This is a genomic window from Streptomyces kryoterrae, assembly GCF_054072135.1.
In genome coordinates, this window is sequence record NZ_CM133358.1 from 5631165 (window position 1) to 5649175 (window position 18011).

16 protein-coding genes are annotated in these 18011 nt (G+C 70.6%); 10 read left to right on the forward strand and 6 right to left on the reverse strand.

Going from position 1 to position 18011, the window contains the following annotated elements:
• Positions 1-152: 152 nt before the first annotated feature.
• From ACW4TU_RS24785 to ACW4TU_RS24800, 4 genes are all read left to right on the forward strand, one after another.
• On the forward strand, positions 153-983 hold the full coding sequence (locus tag ACW4TU_RS24785; protein WP_457416973.1) for a helix-turn-helix domain-containing protein: 831 nt from the start codon (positions 153-155) through the stop codon (positions 981-983).
• Positions 976-1218 carry a DUF397 domain-containing protein gene (locus tag ACW4TU_RS24790; protein WP_457416974.1) on the forward strand — a complete coding sequence of 81 codons (243 nt, stop codon included), beginning with the start codon at positions 976-978 and terminating at the stop codon, positions 1216-1218. The genes ACW4TU_RS24785 and ACW4TU_RS24790 overlap by 8 nt, the downstream gene beginning before the upstream one ends.
• Before the next feature lie 291 nt (positions 1219-1509).
• A complete protein-coding gene (locus ACW4TU_RS24795) occupies positions 1510-2541 on the forward strand; it encodes a hypothetical protein (RefSeq protein ID WP_457416975.1) in 1032 nt (343 codons plus the stop codon).
• Between the two features lie 50 nt (positions 2542-2591).
• On the forward strand, positions 2592-3173 hold the full coding sequence (locus ACW4TU_RS24800) for a Uma2 family endonuclease (RefSeq protein ID WP_457416976.1): 582 nt from the start codon (positions 2592-2594) through the stop codon (positions 3171-3173).
• Here ACW4TU_RS24800 and ACW4TU_RS24805 read toward each other — a convergent pair.
• Positions 3154-3795 (reverse strand): hypothetical protein, encoded by a 642-nt coding sequence (locus ACW4TU_RS24805; RefSeq protein ID WP_457416977.1) that lies wholly within the window; start codon positions 3793-3795, stop codon positions 3154-3156. The genes ACW4TU_RS24800 and ACW4TU_RS24805 overlap by 20 nt on opposite strands.
• Positions 3796-4016: 221 nt before the next feature.
• Between ACW4TU_RS24805 and ACW4TU_RS24810 the strand changes: the two genes are divergently transcribed.
• On the forward strand, positions 4017-4514 hold the full coding sequence (locus ACW4TU_RS24810; RefSeq protein ID WP_457416978.1) for an SgcJ/EcaC family oxidoreductase: 498 nt from the start codon (positions 4017-4019) through the stop codon (positions 4512-4514).
• A 36-nt stretch (positions 4515-4550) separates the two neighbouring features.
• Here ACW4TU_RS24810 and ACW4TU_RS24815 read toward each other — a convergent pair whose 3' ends face one another.
• Both ACW4TU_RS24815 and ACW4TU_RS24820 read right to left on the reverse strand, forming a co-directional pair.
• Positions 4551-5903: a sensor histidine kinase gene (locus ACW4TU_RS24815; protein WP_457416979.1), complete on the reverse strand. Its 1353-nt coding sequence runs from the start codon at positions 5901-5903 to the stop codon at positions 4551-4553.
• Complete coding sequence (locus tag ACW4TU_RS24820; RefSeq protein WP_457416980.1) at positions 5900-6664, reverse strand: response regulator transcription factor; 765 nt, start codon at positions 6662-6664, stop codon at positions 5900-5902. Before ACW4TU_RS24820 ends, ACW4TU_RS24815 begins: the two co-directional genes overlap by 4 nt.
• Before the next feature lie 208 nt (positions 6665-6872).
• Between ACW4TU_RS24820 and ACW4TU_RS24825 the strand changes: the two genes are divergently transcribed.
• The 4 genes from ACW4TU_RS24825 (at position 6873) to ACW4TU_RS24840 (ending at position 12561) form a co-directional block, all read left to right on the forward strand.
• Positions 6873-8153, forward strand: a complete 1281-nt coding sequence (locus tag ACW4TU_RS24825; RefSeq protein WP_457416981.1) for an aspartate kinase — start codon at positions 6873-6875, stop codon at positions 8151-8153.
• Positions 8154-9103: 950 nt separating this feature from the next.
• Positions 9104-10180, forward strand: a complete 1077-nt coding sequence (locus ACW4TU_RS24830; protein WP_457416982.1) for an aspartate-semialdehyde dehydrogenase — start codon at positions 9104-9106, stop codon at positions 10178-10180.
• Positions 10181-10558: 378 nt separating this feature from the next.
• Positions 10559-11224 (forward strand): SigE family RNA polymerase sigma factor, encoded by a 666-nt coding sequence (locus ACW4TU_RS24835; protein WP_457416983.1) that lies wholly within the window; start codon positions 10559-10561, stop codon positions 11222-11224.
• A gap of 278 nt (positions 11225-11502) precedes the next feature.
• A complete protein-coding gene (locus tag ACW4TU_RS24840; RefSeq protein WP_457416984.1) occupies positions 11503-12561 on the forward strand; it encodes a hypothetical protein in 1059 nt (352 codons plus the stop codon).
• A 28-nt stretch (positions 12562-12589) separates the two neighbouring features.
• Here the strand turns inward: ACW4TU_RS24840 and ACW4TU_RS24845 are convergent, their stop codons facing one another.
• The gene (locus tag ACW4TU_RS24845) at positions 12590-13432 is read right to left on the reverse strand and encodes an SURF1 family protein (protein WP_457416985.1); all 843 of its coding nucleotides are present in this window, start codon (positions 13430-13432) and stop codon (positions 12590-12592) included.
• Between the two features lie 57 nt (positions 13433-13489).
• Positions 13490-13882, reverse strand: a complete 393-nt coding sequence (locus tag ACW4TU_RS24850) for a nuclear transport factor 2 family protein (protein ID WP_457416986.1) — start codon at positions 13880-13882, stop codon at positions 13490-13492.
• Positions 13883-14011: 129 nt separating this feature from the next.
• Here ACW4TU_RS24850 and ACW4TU_RS24855 point away from each other — a divergent pair, with 129 nt between their 5' ends.
• Complete coding sequence (locus ACW4TU_RS24855; RefSeq protein WP_457416987.1) at positions 14012-15877, forward strand: S9 family peptidase; 1866 nt, start codon at positions 14012-14014, stop codon at positions 15875-15877.
• A gap of 64 nt (positions 15878-15941) precedes the next feature.
• Here the strand turns inward: ACW4TU_RS24855 and ACW4TU_RS24860 are convergent, their stop codons facing one another.
• Complete coding sequence (locus ACW4TU_RS24860) at positions 15942-17891, reverse strand: potassium channel family protein (RefSeq protein ID WP_457416988.1); 1950 nt, start codon at positions 17889-17891, stop codon at positions 15942-15944.
• Between the last annotated feature and the right edge of the window lie 120 nt (positions 17892-18011).

Genomic DNA, 18011 nt, shown 5'->3' on the forward strand with positions numbered 1-18011 from the left:
CGGATACGAAGAGTTGGTGACCAGCCAGGGGAACCTGCCCAGGCCGGTAGCGGGCAATTGCGTTCGTCACGGTCACACGGTGCCGTCCGTCAGGCTACGCTCGGTAGCGACGAGGTGATACACGCCGGGGTGTGCCTGTCGGAGGTGGCGCTGTGCCGAGCCCGTACAACTTCAACTCCAACGCCAACTCCCAGTCGCCCGTGGCCTGGCGCTACAGCGGCGACCAGATGAAACGCTGGCGCACGAAGGCGGACGTCAGCCGAGAGAAACTCGCCTCGGCCGCCAACTACTCCCCCGACACCATCGCGTCCATGGAACGCGGCGTACGCAGGCCGACGCCGCGAGTCCTCGACGTGGCGGACGAACTGTGCGGTGCGGAGGGCATGTTGAGCGCGGCCAAGGAGTTCCTGGACCGGGAACGGTACTCGCCGCGGGCGCAGGACCTCGTGGACCGGGAGAAGGAGGCGATCAGCCGCTGGTCGTACGATGTCTCGCTCGTGCCGGGGCTGTTGCAGACCAAGGGGTACGCCCGCGCCCTCATCGACAGCCGCATCCCGCCCCTGGACGAGGAGACGGTGGAGCAGCGCATCGCGGGCCGTATGGATCGGCAGTCCATCCTCACCGAACGGAAACCGCCGGTGGGTCTGAGCTTCGTCCTCTACGAGGCCGTGCTGTGCGCCCCGCAGGTGGATGCCGAACAACTGCGTCACCTGCTGGAGGTGGGGCGGCTGCGGAACGTCGTGGTGCAGGTGCTCCCCTTCGAGCGGGTCATCCCCGCCGCACTCATGGGTCCCATGGTGCTGCTGGAGACCCATGACCACGAGCGGTTCGCCTTCATGGAGGGGCAGTTCGCCAGCGAACTGTCGGCCGATCCGGGGGTTGTCAGCAGGGTCACCGAGCGACTTAGCATGATCCGGACGCAGGCTCTCGGACCCGACGAGTCGGCCCGTTTCATCGAGCGGATGGTGGACAGCCGTGAGTGACCAGCTGAAGTGGTTCAAGTCGAGCTACAGCGACGACGAGGGCGGCGACTGCGTCGAGGTCGCGCTCGACTGGTTCAAGGCCAGCTACAGCGACGACGAGGGTGGCAACTGCGTCGAAGTCGCGTTCTCCGCACGCGTCCACATTCGCGACTCGAAGGTCCCCTCCGGTCCCGAACTGCACATCGCCACCCCCGCCTGGACGGCGTTCATCTCCGCAGCTCAGCCCGGAGCTTGAGTCTCGGGCTTCGAGCTCTTCCCCTGGGTTTTGGGCTTTGGGATGGTTGAAAACCTACCCAACCAACCAATTCTGTACGTGAGTTGAGGCGGCGTAACTCGAACGGGTGACGTTCCGTGATCAGCTTGCGCCGGAACGTAAAGCCACCCTAGGTTCACGGCAAACAAGCAAATAGATCGGCCCCGGCCGGTGTTGGAGCACCAGTGCCAGGGCCTAGACCTACGGATCGAAGGAACCTCGATCGTGGCTTACGCCCAGCCTAGCCCTGCCCTGCCGTCCCCGTCCCACCCCATGGCCAATACGGGCTACGGAAAGCGCGCCACGGGTGACGAAGAACCGCACGCCGACCCGGACTTCGCACATCTGCGCCCTCGCGACCGTGAGATCGCCGTCTTCGTCGACCACCTCGAAGACGGTCACGCCATGGGCTACAAGGCGATCGCCGCCGAGCACCCCCGATACGGCCAGCAGGCCGTACGTGTCTCGATGGGCCGCATCACCCTCGCCGGGCACCTGCGCTGGATCAAGGAGCACATCACCGCCGAGGACAACTCGATGCGGTGGGTGACGCGCACGTACTGGTCGCGTACCCGCAGGTCGGCCCAGTGGTGGGCGGAGTTCGTACGGGAGCGCCACGGCAGGGACGTGACCGAGAACTACCAGCCGGGTCTGGCCCGTGTCGAGGAGACAGAGGAGTCCAAGGAGTCCGAAGGAACCGAGGCGCGGGCCCCGGAAGTCGTGCGGCCGGAAGCGGACGACAGGTCGGACAGCAAGTCGGGCGACGAGTCGGACGGCAAGTCGGACGAACAGCCCGCCGAGCAGCCCAGCGCGGCCTACCAGGCGCTCGCCGAACTCCGCGCCGCCGACACACGTATGCCCCTGTCCGACGGCGACTGCCGTTCCCTCGAATCTCTCGCCATGGAGTGGCTGTCCCGTGGTGCGAGCACCGACGACATCACCCGAGCCCTGACCGACGGGCTCCCGTCCGACGTCACCAACCCGGGCGGATTCGCCCGCAAGCGATTGGAGAGCAAGATGCCGCCGAAGAAGTCGAAGCCGGGACAGCAGGCCGCCCGCCGCGCCCGTGTGACCCGCGTGATCAGGGTCTGTGGTCTGTGCGACGCGGACGAGCGCACGGGGGAGATCGTCAGCGGGCTGTGCCGTGAATGCCTTGCGCTGTGCGAGCTGGACGGGCCGGTATACACCCCGGTCCCCGAGACGTTCCTCCCCGCTCAGCGCATCGGCGGCCTGCCGGGTGCCGACGAGGTCGTGGACGTCACCGACCGCGTCGACGCACTGCGCCGCGCGGCGGGGCTGCGGTGAGTGTGCAGGACGTACCGGTCAGGGCACCATGGAGTCGAGGAGGCGACGCCATGACCCCCAGGATCACCGAGCACCGGCCGCAGATGTCCGTCGAGGACTTCGAGGAGCTGGAACGTCATGCCCCAGAGACGGTGCGGCTGGAGTTCATCAACGGGAAGGTCATGGTCAAGCCCATGGCGGACGGCAACCATCGCGAGATCATCGCCTGGCTGCAACGAATGTGCATGCAGCATCGCCCTGACCTGTGGCTGCATGCGGAGAGCGGCCTGAAGACGGAGCGTTACCGCAAAGGGCGTGCGCGTGCCGATGGAGTACTCGTCCCGGTGGGCGGCCTCAAGGGGCAGGGCGAGTGGTCCGAAGCCGACGGTGCGCTGATGGCGGTGGAGGTCACGTCGTACGACTCCGACACCCATCAGCGTGACCGAGTCGAGAAGCCCGACGGCTATGCCGCCGCCGGTATCCCTGTCTACCTCCTCATCGACCGGGACGACGGCTCGGTCGTCGTGTTCAACCAGCCTGAGAACGGCCGTTACCGCCACGAGGAGAAGCTGCCGTTCGGTGCCACCGTCGAGCTTTCCGACCCCGTGAACATCTCCCTCGACACCGAGCCCCTCAAGGAGTTCGTGGACTGACCCTCCGGCCCTCGTCCCGCGCGTCCACGGCGCGCAGGACCGCGTCGGCCACCGCCTCCACCGGCCGTCCGTCACCCGAGTCCACGACGCGGGCCGGGTCCAGGCCCAGCGCGGCCAGCTCGGCCCGCATGAGGGACTGGTAACGGGCGCTGCGGGCAAGGAACTTGTCCATCAGGTGCCGTTCCCCGGCCGTCGCCTGCGCGTGGCGGCCGGCCCGGTGCACTCGTGATCGTACGACGGTGTCCTCGGCTGTGAGCCACACGGCGGCCGTGCGGGGGACGGTGAGCGCCGCGACACGGGTGGGCCAGAGGGCCGACCCGTCAAGGACCAGGCCGCCCGGCCCGGCCGCGTGCTCGGCGATCAGCTCCTCGATCCGCGGCCACAGACGTTCGTAGTGATCCAGGACCGAGGAGACCAACTCCTCGACGGTGAGCGAGCGATAGTGCTCGGCGACATGCCCCGGCACCTCCCACCCCGGCGTACGCCACGGCCGTCCCGGATGCCGCGCCAGCCCGTCGGTCGACCGGCACGCGAACCCCAGCCGTTCCGCCACGACGTGGGCGACGGCCGACTTCCCGACGTTCGACGTGCCCCCGATCAGCGCCACCCGCACATCACCCATGGAGGAACCCTAGGACTCCAGAGACCCCGGGGCTCCAGGGCTCCGGGCAACTCTTCACCTCGGAGCGTGATCGAGCCGTCGCCTTACGTGAGTTGGAATCTTCCTTCCCGCCCCTTGTACGTCCCTTGCACGGGCGCTAACCAGCGAAAAGAGAGGCTGGAGTCACTTCCACCGCAGGAGTTGCGGAGGAGGCGAACCCCCCTCACCCGTACAGGAGTGCGATGACCCGCAAGACCCGCATACGCGCCGCCCTCGTCACCGCCACCGCCCTTGTCACCGCAGCCACGGTGACGGCCGGGGTCAGCGTGGCGGGTGGCGAGCAGGCGAAGAAGCCCACCAAGAAGCAGATCGCCGCACTCTTCGACGGCTGGAACAAGTCCCTGCAGACCGGCGACCCGGAGAAGGTCACCGACCGGTACGCGAAGGACGCGGTGCTGCTGCCGACCGTCTCCAACAAGATCCGGACCAACCACGCCGAGATCGAGGACTACTTCGACCACTTCCTGCTGAACAAGCCGGTCGGCAAGAAGATCAAGTCGTACATCAACATCCTGGACGACAACTCGGCGATCGACGCCGGCTCCTACTACTTCATCCTCACCGACCCGAAGACCGGCGAGAAGAGGCGGGTCGACGCCCGCTACACGTACGAGTACGAGAAGCGGGGCGGCAAGTGGCTGATCGTCAACCACCACTCCTCGGTGATGCCCGAGGGCTGATCAGCCCGGTCGACCAAGTCGACCAAGTCGGTCAAGTCAGCCGGTGCTCTTCTGAGTTGCCGCCCGCAGGCTGATCACCACGCTCAACCCGCCCCCGGGCGCGTCCGCCAGGGCAACCGTGCCGCCGTCGTCCGTCACCAGTTGCTTGACGACGGCGAGGCCGAGGCCCGAGCCGGAGCGCCCGGTGAGGCCCTGGCCGCGCCAGAAGCGGTCGAAGGCGCGGGACTTCTCCGCGTCCGACATGCCCGGACCCTCGTCCGCCACTGTCAACTCCATCTCGTCGCCCCGGGGTTGTGCCCGTACGGTGATCGTCCCGCCGTCCGGTGAGACCTCCAGGGCGTTCGACAGCACGTTGTCCAGTACCTGGTCCAGGTGACCGGGGCTGGCCAGCACAAGCAGCCGGCCGTCGGCACTCCCCCTGAGCGCGATGGTGACTCCGCGCTCGTCGGCGGCCGGCCTCCACACCGACAGGCGTTCGTCCACGATGTCCCTGAGGGACAGCGGCTCCGCCGCCGTGACCTTCGCCTCGGCCCGGGCCAGCACCAGCAGCCCGTTGACCAGACGGCTCATCCGGACCACCTCCGCGGTCGCCTGTTCCACGTCCTCCCGTACGAACTCGTCGTCGGTGCCGTCCGCGATGTTGTCCAGCGACAGGCGCAACGCCGTGAGCGGGGTACGGAGTTGGTGCGAGGCGTCCGCGACGAAGATGCGCTGCGAGGCGACCAGCGTGTCCAGACGCTCCGCGCCCTGGTTGAGGGTGCGGGCCAGGGTCTGGGTCTCCGGCGGGCCTGTCACCGGCGAGCGTGCGGTCAGGTCGCCGTCGCTGAACTTGCTTGCCATGCCGTTGAGTTCACGCAGGGGCGCGGTGATGCGGCGGGCCGCGTACGCGCCGATCGCGGCGGCGGCGCCCAGCACGAGCACGGCCAGTCCCGCCCGGAAACCCCAGATGCTCCACAGCCGCTTGGTCATGTCCGACGTCGAGTAGACGATCCGTACGGCCGACTCGCCCTGCGCGGGGACGGTGACCGTCAGATGCTTGCCCCAGATGAAGTCGGAACCCCAGTCGGTAGTGCCTTCGTTGTCCCGCACGGCCCGGGTCAGGGCGGCGTCCGCCTCGGGCCTCGGCAGTTTCGCGGCGCAGCTGCCGGTGGCCACCTGAACCCTGCCGAGCGTCTCGCGGTCGTACGCCTTGGCCACCTTCTCCAGGGCCTCGCACGAGATCCTGTCGCCGTTGCCGAGGAGCAGCGCCATGGTCTGGGCCTCGCGCTGGACGGACACCTTCGTGTCGTCGCGCAGCTGCTTGGTGAGCGTGAAGGCGACCGGCACCGTGAACAGGAAGATGGCCACCGCGACGAGCAGGATGTAACTCCGGATGAGCTGACGGTTCACGAGGGCTCAGCGTCCTTGACGATCTCGTTCGTCTCGTTCGTCTCGTTCGTCTCGTTCGTTTCGGCCTTCTCGTTCTTCTCGTTCTTCTCGTCCTTGACGATCTCCAGCCGGAAGCCGACCCCGCGTACCGCCTCGATCGCGATCGCGCCCGTCAACTTCCGCCGCAGCGCCGCCACGTGGACGTCGAGCGTCTTCGTCGGCCCGAACCAGTTCGCGTCCCAGACCGCCTCCATGATCTGCTCGCGCGACATCAGCGCGCCCGGCTCCTCGGTGAGGAAGGCCAGCAGGTCGTACTCCTTGGGGGCGAGGGCGACCTCGTCGCCGTCCAGACGGACGCGGGCGGCCTTGCGGTCGATCGTCAGGCGGGTGCCGTACCGGTCGGGGCCGGCCTCGGCGGCCCGGTCGCGCGGCTGGACGCGCCTCATCACCGCTCTTATGCGCGCGATGACCTCCCGTACGCCGAAGGGCTTGGAGACGTAGTCGTCGGCGCCGAGTTCCAGGCCGACCACCCGGTCCGTCTCGTCGCTGCGCGCGCTGATGACGATGATCGGGACGTCACCGCGGGCGCGCAGCGCCCTGCAGACGTCCAGGCCGTCGGTGTCGGGCAGGCCGAGGTCGAGCAGGACGACGTCGTACGGCTCGGTGTGGCTGAGCGCCGCGCCGCCCGTGGACACCCACGCCACCTCGAAGCCGTAGCGCAGCAGGCCGCGACGGAGTGACTGGGCCACCGGTTCATCGTCTTCCACCAGGAGTACGCGCACAGCCGAACCTTAGCCCGCAGTCCTTGAAACTTCATTCACAGTCGCGAGGTGTATGACGCGTATTCCATGGCGAGGTGGGCATGTGCCGTCCGGAGCGGCCGAAGATCGCTTTGGTGAGCGGGACATCTCACCATGCGATACCCCGAAGGGGGAATTCGGCCGCTCGTTAGACTGAGGCGACCGCAGACGGACTGAGCGAGGAGCGCACGTGGGCCTGGTCGTGCAGAAGTACGGAGGCTCATCCGTAGCCGATGCCGAGGGCATCAAGCGTGTCGCCAAGCGAATCGTGGAAGCGAAGAAGAACGGCCATCAAGTGGTCGTCGTCGTTTCCGCGATGGGCGACACGACGGACGAGCTGATCGATCTCGCCGAACAGGTGTCTCCGATGCCTGCCGGGCGTGAGTTCGACATGCTGCTGACCGCAGGAGAGCGGATCTCCATGGCGCTGCTGGCCATGGCGATCAAGAACCTGGGCCACGAGGCCCAGTCGTTCACCGGCAGCCAGGCAGGTGTCATCACCGACTCGGTCCACAACAAAGCCCGGATCATCGACGTCACGCCGGGGCGCATCCGGACCGCGCTGGACGAGGGCAACATCGCCATCGTCGCCGGGTTCCAGGGCGTCAGCCAGGACAAGAAGGACATCACCACGCTGGGGCGCGGCGGGTCGGACACCACCGCCGTCGCGCTGGCCGCCGCCCTCCACGCCGAGGTGTGCGAGATCTACACCGACGTCGACGGGGTGTTCACCGCCGACCCGCGCGTGGTGAAGAAGGCCCGGAAGATCGACTGGATCTCCTCCGAGGACATGCTGGAGCTGGCCGCGTCCGGCTCCAAGGTGCTGCTCCACCGGTGTGTGGAGTACGCCCGCCGTTACGACATCCCGATCCACGTGCGCTCGTCCTTCTCCGGACTGCCGGGCACCTGGGTCAGCAACGAGAAGCCCGAGTGGCAAGGGGACCAGCAGGTGGAGCACGCCATCATCTCCGGAGTCGCCCACGACGTCTCCGAAGCCAAGATCACGGTCGTCGGCGTCCCGGACAAGCCGGGCGAGGCCGCGGTGATCTTCCGCGCGATCGCGGACGCGGAGATCAACATCGACATGATCGTGCAGAACGTGTCGGCCGCGTCGACCGGTCTCACGGACATCTCCTTCACCCTCCCCAAGTCCGAGGGCCGCAAGGCCATCGACGCCCTGGAGAAGGCGAAGGGCGGCATCGGCTTCGACTCGCTGCGCTACGACGACCAGATCGGCAAGATCTCGCTGGTCGGCGCGGGTATGAAGACCAACCCGGGCGTCACCGCGTCCTTCTTCCAGGCGCTGTCCGACGCGGGCGTGAACATCGAGCTCATCTCGACCTCCGAGATCCGCATCTCGGTCGTCACCCGCGAGGACGACGTCCCGGGGGCCGTCCGAGCCGTGCACTCGGCCTTCGGCCTCGACTCCGACAGCGACGAAGCGGTCGTCTACGGAGGCACCGGCCGCTGATGGCCGCACCCCGATCGACCGCGGCCGGATCGGCCGCCGCGCCCCAGTCGGCCGCCGTGAGCGGATCGGCCGGTCCTCGGTCGGTCGCGTCCGGGTCGGCCGCGTCCCGGTCGACCGCACCCGGACCGGCTGCCGTGCCTCGGTGGGCCGCAGTCGGCGGATCGGGTGGCTCTCGGGTGGCCGAGTCCGGGTCGGCTGTGCCGCGCCCGGCCGCGGCCGGGTCGACCGTCGTGTCTCGGGGGGCCGCCGTGAGCGGATCGGCCGGTCCTCGGTCGGCCGAGTCCGGGTCGGCCGTGTCCCGGTCGGCCGGGTCTGGACCGGCTGCCGTGCCTCGGTGGGCCGCAGTCGGCGGATCGGGTGGCTCTCGGGTGGCCGAGTCCGGGTCGGCTGTGCCGCACCCGGCCGCGGCCGGGTCGACCGTCGTGTCTCGGGGGGCCGCCGTGAGCGGATCGGCCGGTCCTCGGTCGGTCGTGTCCGGGTCGGCCGTGTCCCGGTCGGCCGGGTCTGGACCGGCTGCCGTGCCTCGGTGGGCCGCAGTCGGCGGATCGGGTGGCTCTCGGGTGGCCGAGTCCGGGTCGGCTGTGCCGCACCCGGCCGCGGCCGGGTCGACCGTCGTGTCTCGGGGGGCCGCCGTGAGCGGATCGGCCGGTCCTCGGTCGGTCGTGTCCGGGTCGGCCGCGTCCCGGTCGACCGCACCCGGACCGGCTGCCGTGCCTCGGTGGGCCGCAGTCGGCGGATCGGGTGGCTCTCGGGTGGCCGAGTCCGGGTCGGCTGTGCCGCACCCGGCCGCGGCCGGGTCGACCGTCGTGTCTCGGGGGGCCGCCGTGAGCGGATCGGCCGGTCCTCGGTCGGTCGCGTCCAGGTCGGCTGTGCCCCGGTCGGCCGGGTCCGGACCGGCTGCCGTGCCCCGGTGGGCCGCCGCGAGCGGATCCGGCGGTCCTCGGGTGGCCATGTCACGATCGGCCACGTCCCGGTCCGCCGCGCGGCCCACGCTCGCCGTCGTGGGAGCGACCGGTGCCGTGGGTGCCGTCATGCTGCGGATTCTGTCCCAGCGTGCGGACATCTGGGGCGAGATCCGTCTCGTCGCCTCCCCGCGGTCGGCCGGCCGCAAGCTGGCCGTGCGCGGGGAGGAGGTCGAGGTGGTGGCGTTGTCGGAGGAGGCCTTCGACGGCGTCGACGTCGCGATGTTCGACGTACCCGACGACGTCGCCGAGCGGTGGGCGCCGGTCGCCGCCGCCAAGGGCGTCGTCGTGATCGACAACTCGGGCGCCTTCCGGATGCACCCGGACGTGCCCCTCGTCGTCCCCGAGGTCAATCCGCACGCGCTGCGGCAGCGCCCGCGAGGGATCATCGCCAACCCGCACTGCACGACGCTGTCGATGATCGTCGGCCTGGGCGCGCTGCACGCCGAGTACGGCCTGCGCGAGCTGGTGGTCTCCACCTACCAGGCGGTGAGCGGGGCCGGCCGGGCCGGCGTGGACACCCTGCGCAGGCAGCTGTCCCTGGTCGCCGGTACGGAGCTGGGGACCAGCCCCGGAGACGTACGGCGGGCCGTGGGCGAGGGGACGGGGCCGTTCCCGGAGCCGGTCGCGCTGAACGTCGTACCGTGGGCCGGTTCGGTCCGGGCGGACGGCTGGTCGTCGGACGAGATGCAGCTGCGGGACGAGACCCGCAAGATCCTCGGGCTGGCCAAGCTCCCCGTGGCCGTGACCTGCGTACGCGTGCCGGTCGTCACCACGCACGCGCTGACCGTCCACGCCCGCTTCCAGGGCGAGGTCACCGTCGCCGGGGCCCGGGAGATCATCGCCACCGCGCCCGGCGTCGTGCTGTTCGACAACCCGGAGGCGGGCGAGTTCCCGACCCCGGTGGACGTGGTCGGTACCGACCCGACCTGGGTCGGCAGGATCCGGCAGGCGCTGGACGACCCGACCGCGCTGGAACTGTTCGTGTGCGGGGACAACCTGCGCAAGGGTGCCGCGCTCAACACGGCACAGATCGCCGAGCTGGTGGCGGCCGAGCGGGCCTGACGGCACCCTGACGTCGACCTGACCATTCCCTGACATGCCCTGACCTGCGGGTAACCGTCTGTTCTGCTTCGTCGCGGTCTGTTGATCTTGTCGGAAATCACTCTGATCACGGCAGAAAACGTTTGTAGGATCCAGGTGAGTTCGGCGAGATCGGCAAGAAGACAAGATTTTGCTCCCCGCCCTCCGCAACCGCGCGGACGGCGGGGAGCGTCTTTGCGGTCGCCCTTCCGGGGCGTGGGACGTCGTGACCATGCGGGGGACGCGCGGTGACCATGGATTTAGGGGAAGAGCGGGACGCATGAGGGTGGCTGTGTCGGATGACGCAAAAGTGATACCGGATGCGTACAACCTTGACGGGGGTAAGCGTGTCCAACATGCGTGGCAGAGGTACTGGATTTCAGAGCGGCGACGCGCGGCACAGCCCTGCGTCCGCCCCGTAGACCCCGCGTGCCCGGTGCGCCCGGCGGCATGCCGGTGATCGCGCCGATGCCCGCGGCGCGGCCGGCCCGCATACCCAACCAGCGCGACGGCGTCGACGAGAGCGCGGCGGCGGGGACGACGGTCGATCACCTGACCGAGACGTACCGCGCGCACTACCGCTCACTCCTCGGCCTCGCCGCACTCCTCCTCGACGACACCGCGTCCTGCGAGGACGTCGTCCAGGAGGCGTTCATACGGGTGCACTCGGCGCGCAAGCGCGTCCGTGACCCGGAGAAGACGCTCGCCTATCTGCGCCAGACGGTGGTGAACCTCTCCCGCTCCGCGCTGCGCCGCCGCATCCTCGGCCTGAAGCTTCTCTCCAAGCCGATGCCGGACATGGCGAGCGCGGAGGAGGGGGCGTACGACCTGCTGGAGCGCGACTCCCTCATCAGGGCGATGAAGGGCCTGCAGCGCCGCCAGCGCGAGGTCCTCGTCCTGCGCTACTTCTCGGACATGACGGAGGCGCAGGTCGCCGAGACGCTGGGCATATCGCTCGGCTCGGTGAAGGCGTACGGCTCGCGGGGGATCGCCGCGCTGCGCATCGCCATGGAGGAACCGGTATGAGCGCCGATCAGGGCCACGACCGGGAGCGGGACCAGGTGGGGGGGCCCGAGGGGCAGGGGACCGAGGGGGCGGGACACGAGGAGTCGGGCTCGGCCGATGCCGGGCGCGAAGGGCGCGGGGATGCCGCCTCAGGGAGCGGCGGTTTCCGGACCCCGGAGTTCCGGGCCGGTAGAATTCCCGTGAACGGGGCACGATCCAAGGGGAGTTGGCCGGTCGTGGTCCACGGACCGGGCCGCCATCAGCAAGAGCACAAGCAATCGCACGCAGGGAACGGAACTGTGAATCACGGCCCCGACGACCAGAGCCTGGACGGGCTCGGCTCGGAAGAGCTGGCACTGCGCACGATGCTGCACCAGGCGGTGGGCGGAATCCAGCCGACCGACGCGGTGCTGGACCATCTCCGGCGCGCGGTGCCCGCCCGACGGGCCCGCAAGCGGCACGCCGCCATCGGTATGGCCGCCGCCGCGCTCTTCATCGGCACGGCCATCCCGGCCCTGCTGCACGTCTCGAACGTCACCGGAACCGCGTCCGACCCCTCCCTCATCGCGGGCCACGGCGCGCAGACCGAGGGGGGCAAGGACAACGGCAAGGGCCCGGACGGCGGCGAGAGCACCTCCGGGGGCGGCTCCGGCACGGTCAAGGACAAGCCGACGAGCAGTGCCTCCGCCGGCGGGACCAACCCGGACAAGGGCAGCGGCAGCGGCGGCACGACCGGCGGCGCCAATCCGAAGACCAGCTCCGCGACGACGCCCGCCTGCGACGCGACCCAGTTGGGCTCGGCCACCGGTTCGGTCGGCGACCCCGACGGCAGCGGCGCGGTCTACGGCACGTTCCGGGTCGTCAACGTCTCCAGTGCCAGCTGTACGGTCGGCGGCAGCGGCACCGTGTCGTCGCTCGCGCAGGGCGCGGCGGACCAGTCGAAGCTGGGCGTCGCCGACCATACGGCGGGGGACGCGGCCGGTGGCCTGCCCGACCCGTCAGCCTCGGTCAGCGGACTGGTGCTGGCGCCGGGTGCGGCGTACACGGTGCAGTTCGCCTGGGTGCCCTCGGAGACGTGTCCCACGACCGGCGGCACCGACGACGGCGGCGCCTCGGGCGATCCCTCGGCGTCGCCGACGCCCACACCGAGCGAGAGCACCGACTCGTCCACGACCGGCACCAGCAGCGGCGACACCGGCACCTCGGCCCAGCTGTTCACGGAGGACGGCACCGTGGCCGACGGCAGCGTGGCGGTGTCCTACACGGCGGAGGCCGGCTCGCCCACGGTGTCGGTGGCGGTGTCGAACGCGTGCGCGGGAACGGTGTACAGGACCGGGGTCATGTCGGCGACCGCGTAGTACCGGCGGCACTTGGCCGGCCGGGTGGTCAGGCGGTGGCGCCTTCCCGGGAGGCTTCCGCCGCAGGTTCCGCCGCGGGTTCGTCTGTGGGTTCGGCCGCCGTCGTTTCGTCGGGAGGCGTGAGCCCCAGCTCCGCGTCCCGCGCGAACTCCGCCTCGCGGCGCACCAGCCGGAACCACATGAAGACGACGAAGCCCGCGAAGACGAACCACTCGCCGGTGTAGCCGAGGTTCTGGAACGCCTTCAGGTCGAGCCCGGTGTCCGCGGGCGCGGTCGCCGGTACGGCCTTCATCCCCGAGTCGCCCTTGTCGAGGGTGACCCAGGCGTCGTACAGGTCGTACGGCACGAGGTTGACCAGTGAGGCCGCGCTGATCGCGCCGGTCTGCCCGGCCGGGAGACCGCCCGCCGCGCTCACACCGTTGGACCCCGGTGTCTCGGACGCCTGGAGCGCACCGGTGACGGTGACCTCGCCGGCGGGCGGGGCGGGGGCCTTGGCGGGGTCGGCGGTACCGGGCAGCCAGCCGCGTACGACGGGAAGTGCCTTGTCCCCGTCCGTCCGCAGCAGCGTCAGTACGAAGTAGCCGTTCCGGTCGTCGAGCCGCCTGTCCGGGACGAGCAGCTGCTTGCCGTACCGCCCGGTGACGGTGACGCGGTCCCCGGAGGTCTTCTTGTCGACGGGCAGCAGCTCGGCGAGCGGCCGGGCGGCCTCCCCCTTCTCGGCGGAGACCTCCTCGGTGGCGGTCCGGTGGTCCTGCACCCGGTCCTCGAACCGGCTCAGCTGCCACGACCCCATGAACACGCAGAAGGGGATGGCGAGCAGCACGAAGACGTTGATCCCCCACCAACGGGGCGTCAGCAGAAACCGGTACACGCCTTCAACGGTACGGTGCGGCCGTCGGTGCCGGGTTCGCGGGGTCGGCCGGCCCGGTCAGTACCGTTCCGTCAGCTCCTTCAGGTGGTCGCGGCTCGCCGGGGGCTCGTAGGGCTCGGGCCAGAAGTCGGTGATGGTGGCTATGTTCCCGTTCTCGTCCCCGGTGAAGAACGAGACGGCGTGCGTCTCCTCCGGCCCCATGGTGAAGCGCAGCCAGGTGACGACCTGCCCCGGCTCGGCGACCAGGCGCTCTGTTCGCAGGTGCCAGCCGTCCGGGTACTCCCGGTTGAACCGGACGAAGCGCTCCTTGCCGCTGATCCGCTCCCGGGTCTGGGGCAGGGTGTAGACGACGTCGTCGGCGAGGGTGTCGGCGAACGCGTCCCAGTCCCTGGCCTCGGCGGTCGCCCAGAACCTCTCGACGGTCTCGCGCAGATCGGTGGTGTCGGTCATGGGGCAGAGTCTGCACCCGGCCACTGACAATCGGCTGTGACCTGTGGATATGTCTGATCCGCCGCGAAGTTTTCCACAGGCTGGGGACCTCGGCGCCGCATTGTCGTGGCGGGCGGGCAGTATGGGGTCATGACTGAGAGCAACGGGTCCACGCCGAACACGAATACGCCCGACACGGCCACGCGGGACACGGTCACGCCGGACTGGGAGAAGCGGTTCCGAGCCCCGCGCGTCTCCCTCCCCGACTGGGCGGAAGACGCCCCCGACCGGTCCCTGTTCGTGTCCAACGCGACGGGGACGTACGAGCTGTACGCCTGGGACCGCGCCACGGGCGAGCAGCGCCAGGTGACGAACCGGCCGAACGGCACGACGGACGGTGTGCTGTCGCCCGACGGCGAGTGGATCTGGTGGTTCGACGACAAGGACGGCGACGAGTTCGGCGTGTGGCGCCGGCAGCCGTTCGCGGGCGGCACGGACGGGGCCGAGGACGAGTTCGCGACTCCCGGCCTGGAGGCCTCCTACCCGGCGGGACTGGCGCTGGGCCGGGACGGGCGTACGGCGGTCGTGGGGCGCTCGACGGACGAGGAGGGTACGACGATCCACCTCGCGGTGGCCGGCGAGCCCCCGGTGGTGATCTACCGGCACCGCGAGTCGGCGGGCGTCGGCGACCTCTCGCACGACGGTTCGCTGATCGCGATCGAGCACACGGAGCACGGCGACGCGATGCACTCGGCGCTGCGCGTCCTGCGCCCGGACGGTACGACGGTCGCCGAACTCGACGACACCAAGGGCGGCGCGCAGGAACTCGGCCTGGAGGTGCTGGGCTTCGCGCCCGTCGAGGGGGACACGCGGCTGCTCGTCGGACATCAGCGCCGGGGTCGCTGGGAGCCGCTGGTGTGGGACGTGGTGAGCGGGGAGGAGACGGACCTCGGCCTCGACCTGCCGGGTGATGTCAGCGCGGAGTGGTATCCGGACGGCTCGGGACTCCTGATCGCCCACGGCTTCGAGGCCCGCAGCGAGCTGTTCCGCTACGACCTGGGCTCGCGCGAGCTGGTGAAGGTGCCCACGCCCCCCGGTTCGGTCTCCGGGGCGACGGCCCGGCCCGACGGCAGCGTGGAGTACCTGTGGTCGTCGTCGGCGCAGCCGTCGTCGGTGCGCTCGACGACGGGAGCGGTGGTCCTGGACCCGCCCGGGCTGAAGTCGCCGGGCTCGGTGCCGGTGGAGGACGTGTGGGTGGAGGGTCCGGGGGGCCGCATCCACGCCCTGGTGCAGAAACCGGCGGGGACCCCGGGACCCCTGCCGACGGTCTTCGACATCCACGGTGGACCCACCTGGCACGACAGCGACTCGTTCGCGGCGGGCCCGGCGGCCTGGGTCGACCACGGGTACGCGGTGGTGCGGGTCAACTATCGCGGGTCCACCGGGTACGGGCGTGAGTGGACGGACGCCCTCAAGCACCGGGTCGGTCTGATCGAGCTGGAGGACATCGCGGCGGTCCGGGAATGGGCGGTGAGCTCGGGCCTCGCGGACCCGGACCGGCTGATCCTGACCGGCGGTTCCTGGGGCGGCTACCTCACGCTGCTCGGCCTCGGCGTCCAGCCCGACGCGTGGGCCCTGGGCCTCGCGGCGGTGCCGGTCGCGGACTACGTCACGGCGTACCACGACGAGATGGAAGCGCTGAAGGCGATGGACCGCACGCTGCTGGGCGGCACACCGGAGGAGGTCCCGGAACGGTTCGAGGCGTCGTCGCCGTTGACGTACGTCGACGCGGTGAAGGCGCCGGTGTACATCTCGGCCGGAGTGAACGACCCGCGCTGTCCGATCCGCCAGATCGACAACTACGTGAAGCGGCTGGAGGCGAGGGGCGCGGTCCACGAGGTGTACCGCTACGACGCGGGCCACGGCTCACTGGTGGTGGACGAACGGATCAAGCAGGTCCGGCTGGAACTGGAGTTCGTGGAGAGGCATCTGCCTGCCAGCCCCTCCGGCGTTTGAGGAGCGGGGTCTGGGGCGGAGCCCCAGAAGGACGGGACGGGTAGGGGCGGCGGGGGCGAGGAAACTACACCCCCGCCCGCTCCCCCCGCCGCCTCCCCAACAGCTCCGCCAACCCCCGCCGGGTGGCGGCCAGCACCACCCGGTCCTCCGCCCGCAGTACATACGTCGCCGGCAAGTCCCACACCAGCCCCGACGGCCGTCCGTCCGCGCCGACGGCCCCCACCCCCGTGTCCAGCGCCAGCACCCGCCAGGCCCCCGCCCGAAACGCCTCCCCGACCGTCCGCCCCTCCAACTGCGCGTGCCCGCCCACCCGCATCGCCGCGAACAGCAGCACCCGCCGCTCGACGGGAATCGTGCCCAGGATCTGCGTCCGGCGCCCCATCATCGCCCCGGCGAAGGCGGGCGCCGACAGATGCGACACGCTCCGGCTGCGGGTGGTCGCGCCGGGGTGCGCCGCCCGCAGGGTGCGGTACACGGCGGTGGCGAAGTCGTCGTCGTACAGACGCAGGACGACACGCAGGTCGGGCCGCACGGAACGCCCGTACAGCACCGCCTCCAGGTTCGTCGTGTCGGCGCTGGTGAGGGCGAGGAGGGCCTGCGCGCGGTTGATCTTCGCGGCCTCCAGGACGCCCTCCTGGGTCACATCACCCAGTACCACGGGCACCCGCAGCCGCCGCGCCGTGGCGAGCCCGCGCGCGTCGGGATCCGCCTCGACGCACACCACCGGGATGTTCAGCTCGCGCAGCCGGGTCAGCACCCGCGTACCGATCTTGCCGAGCCCGAGCAGCACCACATGCCCGCTCAGCCCACGCGGCGGCTTCCGTACCGCGGATCCGCTGCGGAACGTACCGAGCGCCTCCAGTACGGCGGCCAGCAGCACCGGCAGCAGCAGCAACCCGACCAGCCCGGACAGGAGTTGGAGGATCTGGCGGGGCATCGATGCCCCGATCGCCGGGTCGTTGATCGCGAAGAGGTCGAGCAGGGTCAGGTACGTCGCGTGGACGGGATGGTCGCCCGTCGCGATCGTCAGCGCGATCGCGAGGGCGATCACGCACGCGAGCATCCCGGCCAGCGACCACCGCAGCCGCCGCGAGAAGAGCGAGGCGAACGGAGGCACCACGGCCCAGCCCCGCCCGCCCGACATCGACGTGCCGGAGTACGCGTACGCCACCTGCTGGAGCACGACCGTCCCGCGCCCGGTAGCCGCCGCCACCGCCGCCTCGTCGGGGAGCAGTTGGGGCCCCTGGGCGCCGCTGCCCTCCGAGCCGTCCGCGCCGGCCGGGTCACTGCTCGTGGCGGAGAGCAGGGCGAGGGTGTAAAGGCCCGGGTCGGCGACCTCGCCCGGCGCGGGCGGCAGCCGTTCCACCGCGCGCAGCAGCAGCCCGGCGGTCTGAACGACCTTGCTGGTACCGGTGATCGCTGTGGCGGCGAGCGCCGGGGCGGCCGTGTCGGCGTCGGACAGGACGGTGGTGGACGCGTCGGAGCGGTTGTCCGGATAGCCGCTGCTGCCGTCCCCGTCCCCGTCGCCGTCGCCGGTGTTGTCGGCCGCTGCCGCCAACGCCGAGGCCTGGTCGAGGAGTTCCCCGATGTGCTGGCCCAACCGCCGGTTGTAGAGCCGGAGTACGAGCTGCAGTCGTGGATTGAGGCGGCGGGCGGTGAGCGCGGCGCGGATGTTGGTCTCGTCGTCGTCGTACACGAGCGCCAGGGCCGCGGCCCGCTCCGCGCCGGCCTCGGCGAGCACGGCCTCGGTCAGCTCGTCGGCCTCCAACACCCCTTCGTGCGGCCCGGGTTCACTGTTCCCACCCCCGCCCCCACTGCCGTTGCCCGCTGCCCGGTTGACGGCCGCGGACATCCGGTCGAGCAGCGTCGACGCGGTTCCGGCGGCCCGGACGACCACCGGCGGCCGTACGTTGCGCTCCGAGGGCGGGACGACGAGCGTGACCTGCTCGCCGTACACGTTGCGGAGTTCGTGGGCCAGCCGGTGCGCGAGCCCGTCGTCGCCGCACACGATCATGTGCGCGGCGGGATCACCCGTACGCGGACGGTTCGGCCCACTCTGACTCGGAAGGTTCCCCGGGATCGCCACGAGGAAGAAGACTGCCTCACCGGGACGGGTGGTTGCAGTCCGGGGCCT

What these genes read in the sequence shown, in the direction of transcription:
- ACW4TU_RS24850 (WP_457416986.1), bottom strand. Translation starts at nt 13,882, where the DNA reads ATGACCGACACCACCGATCTGCGCGAGACCGTCGAGAGGTTCTGGGCG.
- ACW4TU_RS24855 (WP_457416987.1), top strand. Translation starts at nt 14,012, where the DNA reads ATGACTGAGAGCAACGGGTCCACGCCGAACACGAATACGCCCGACACG.
- ACW4TU_RS24800 (WP_457416976.1), top strand. Translation starts at nt 2,592, where the DNA reads ATGACCCCCAGGATCACCGAGCACCGGCCGCAGATGTCCGTCGAGGAC.
- ACW4TU_RS24830 (WP_457416982.1), top strand. Translation starts at nt 9,104, where the DNA reads ATGTCACGATCGGCCACGTCCCGGTCCGCCGCGCGGCCCACGCTCGCC.
- ACW4TU_RS24805 (WP_457416977.1), bottom strand. Translation starts at nt 3,795, where the DNA reads ATGGGTGATGTGCGGGTGGCGCTGATCGGGGGCACGTCGAACGTCGGG.
- ACW4TU_RS24795 (WP_457416975.1), top strand. Translation starts at nt 1,510, where the DNA reads ATGGCCAATACGGGCTACGGAAAGCGCGCCACGGGTGACGAAGAACCG.
- ACW4TU_RS24810 (WP_457416978.1), top strand. Translation starts at nt 4,017, where the DNA reads ATGACCCGCAAGACCCGCATACGCGCCGCCCTCGTCACCGCCACCGCC.
- ACW4TU_RS24860 (WP_457416988.1), bottom strand. Translation starts at nt 17,891, where the DNA reads ATGATCGTGTGCGGCGACGACGGGCTCGCGCACCGGCTGGCCCACGAA.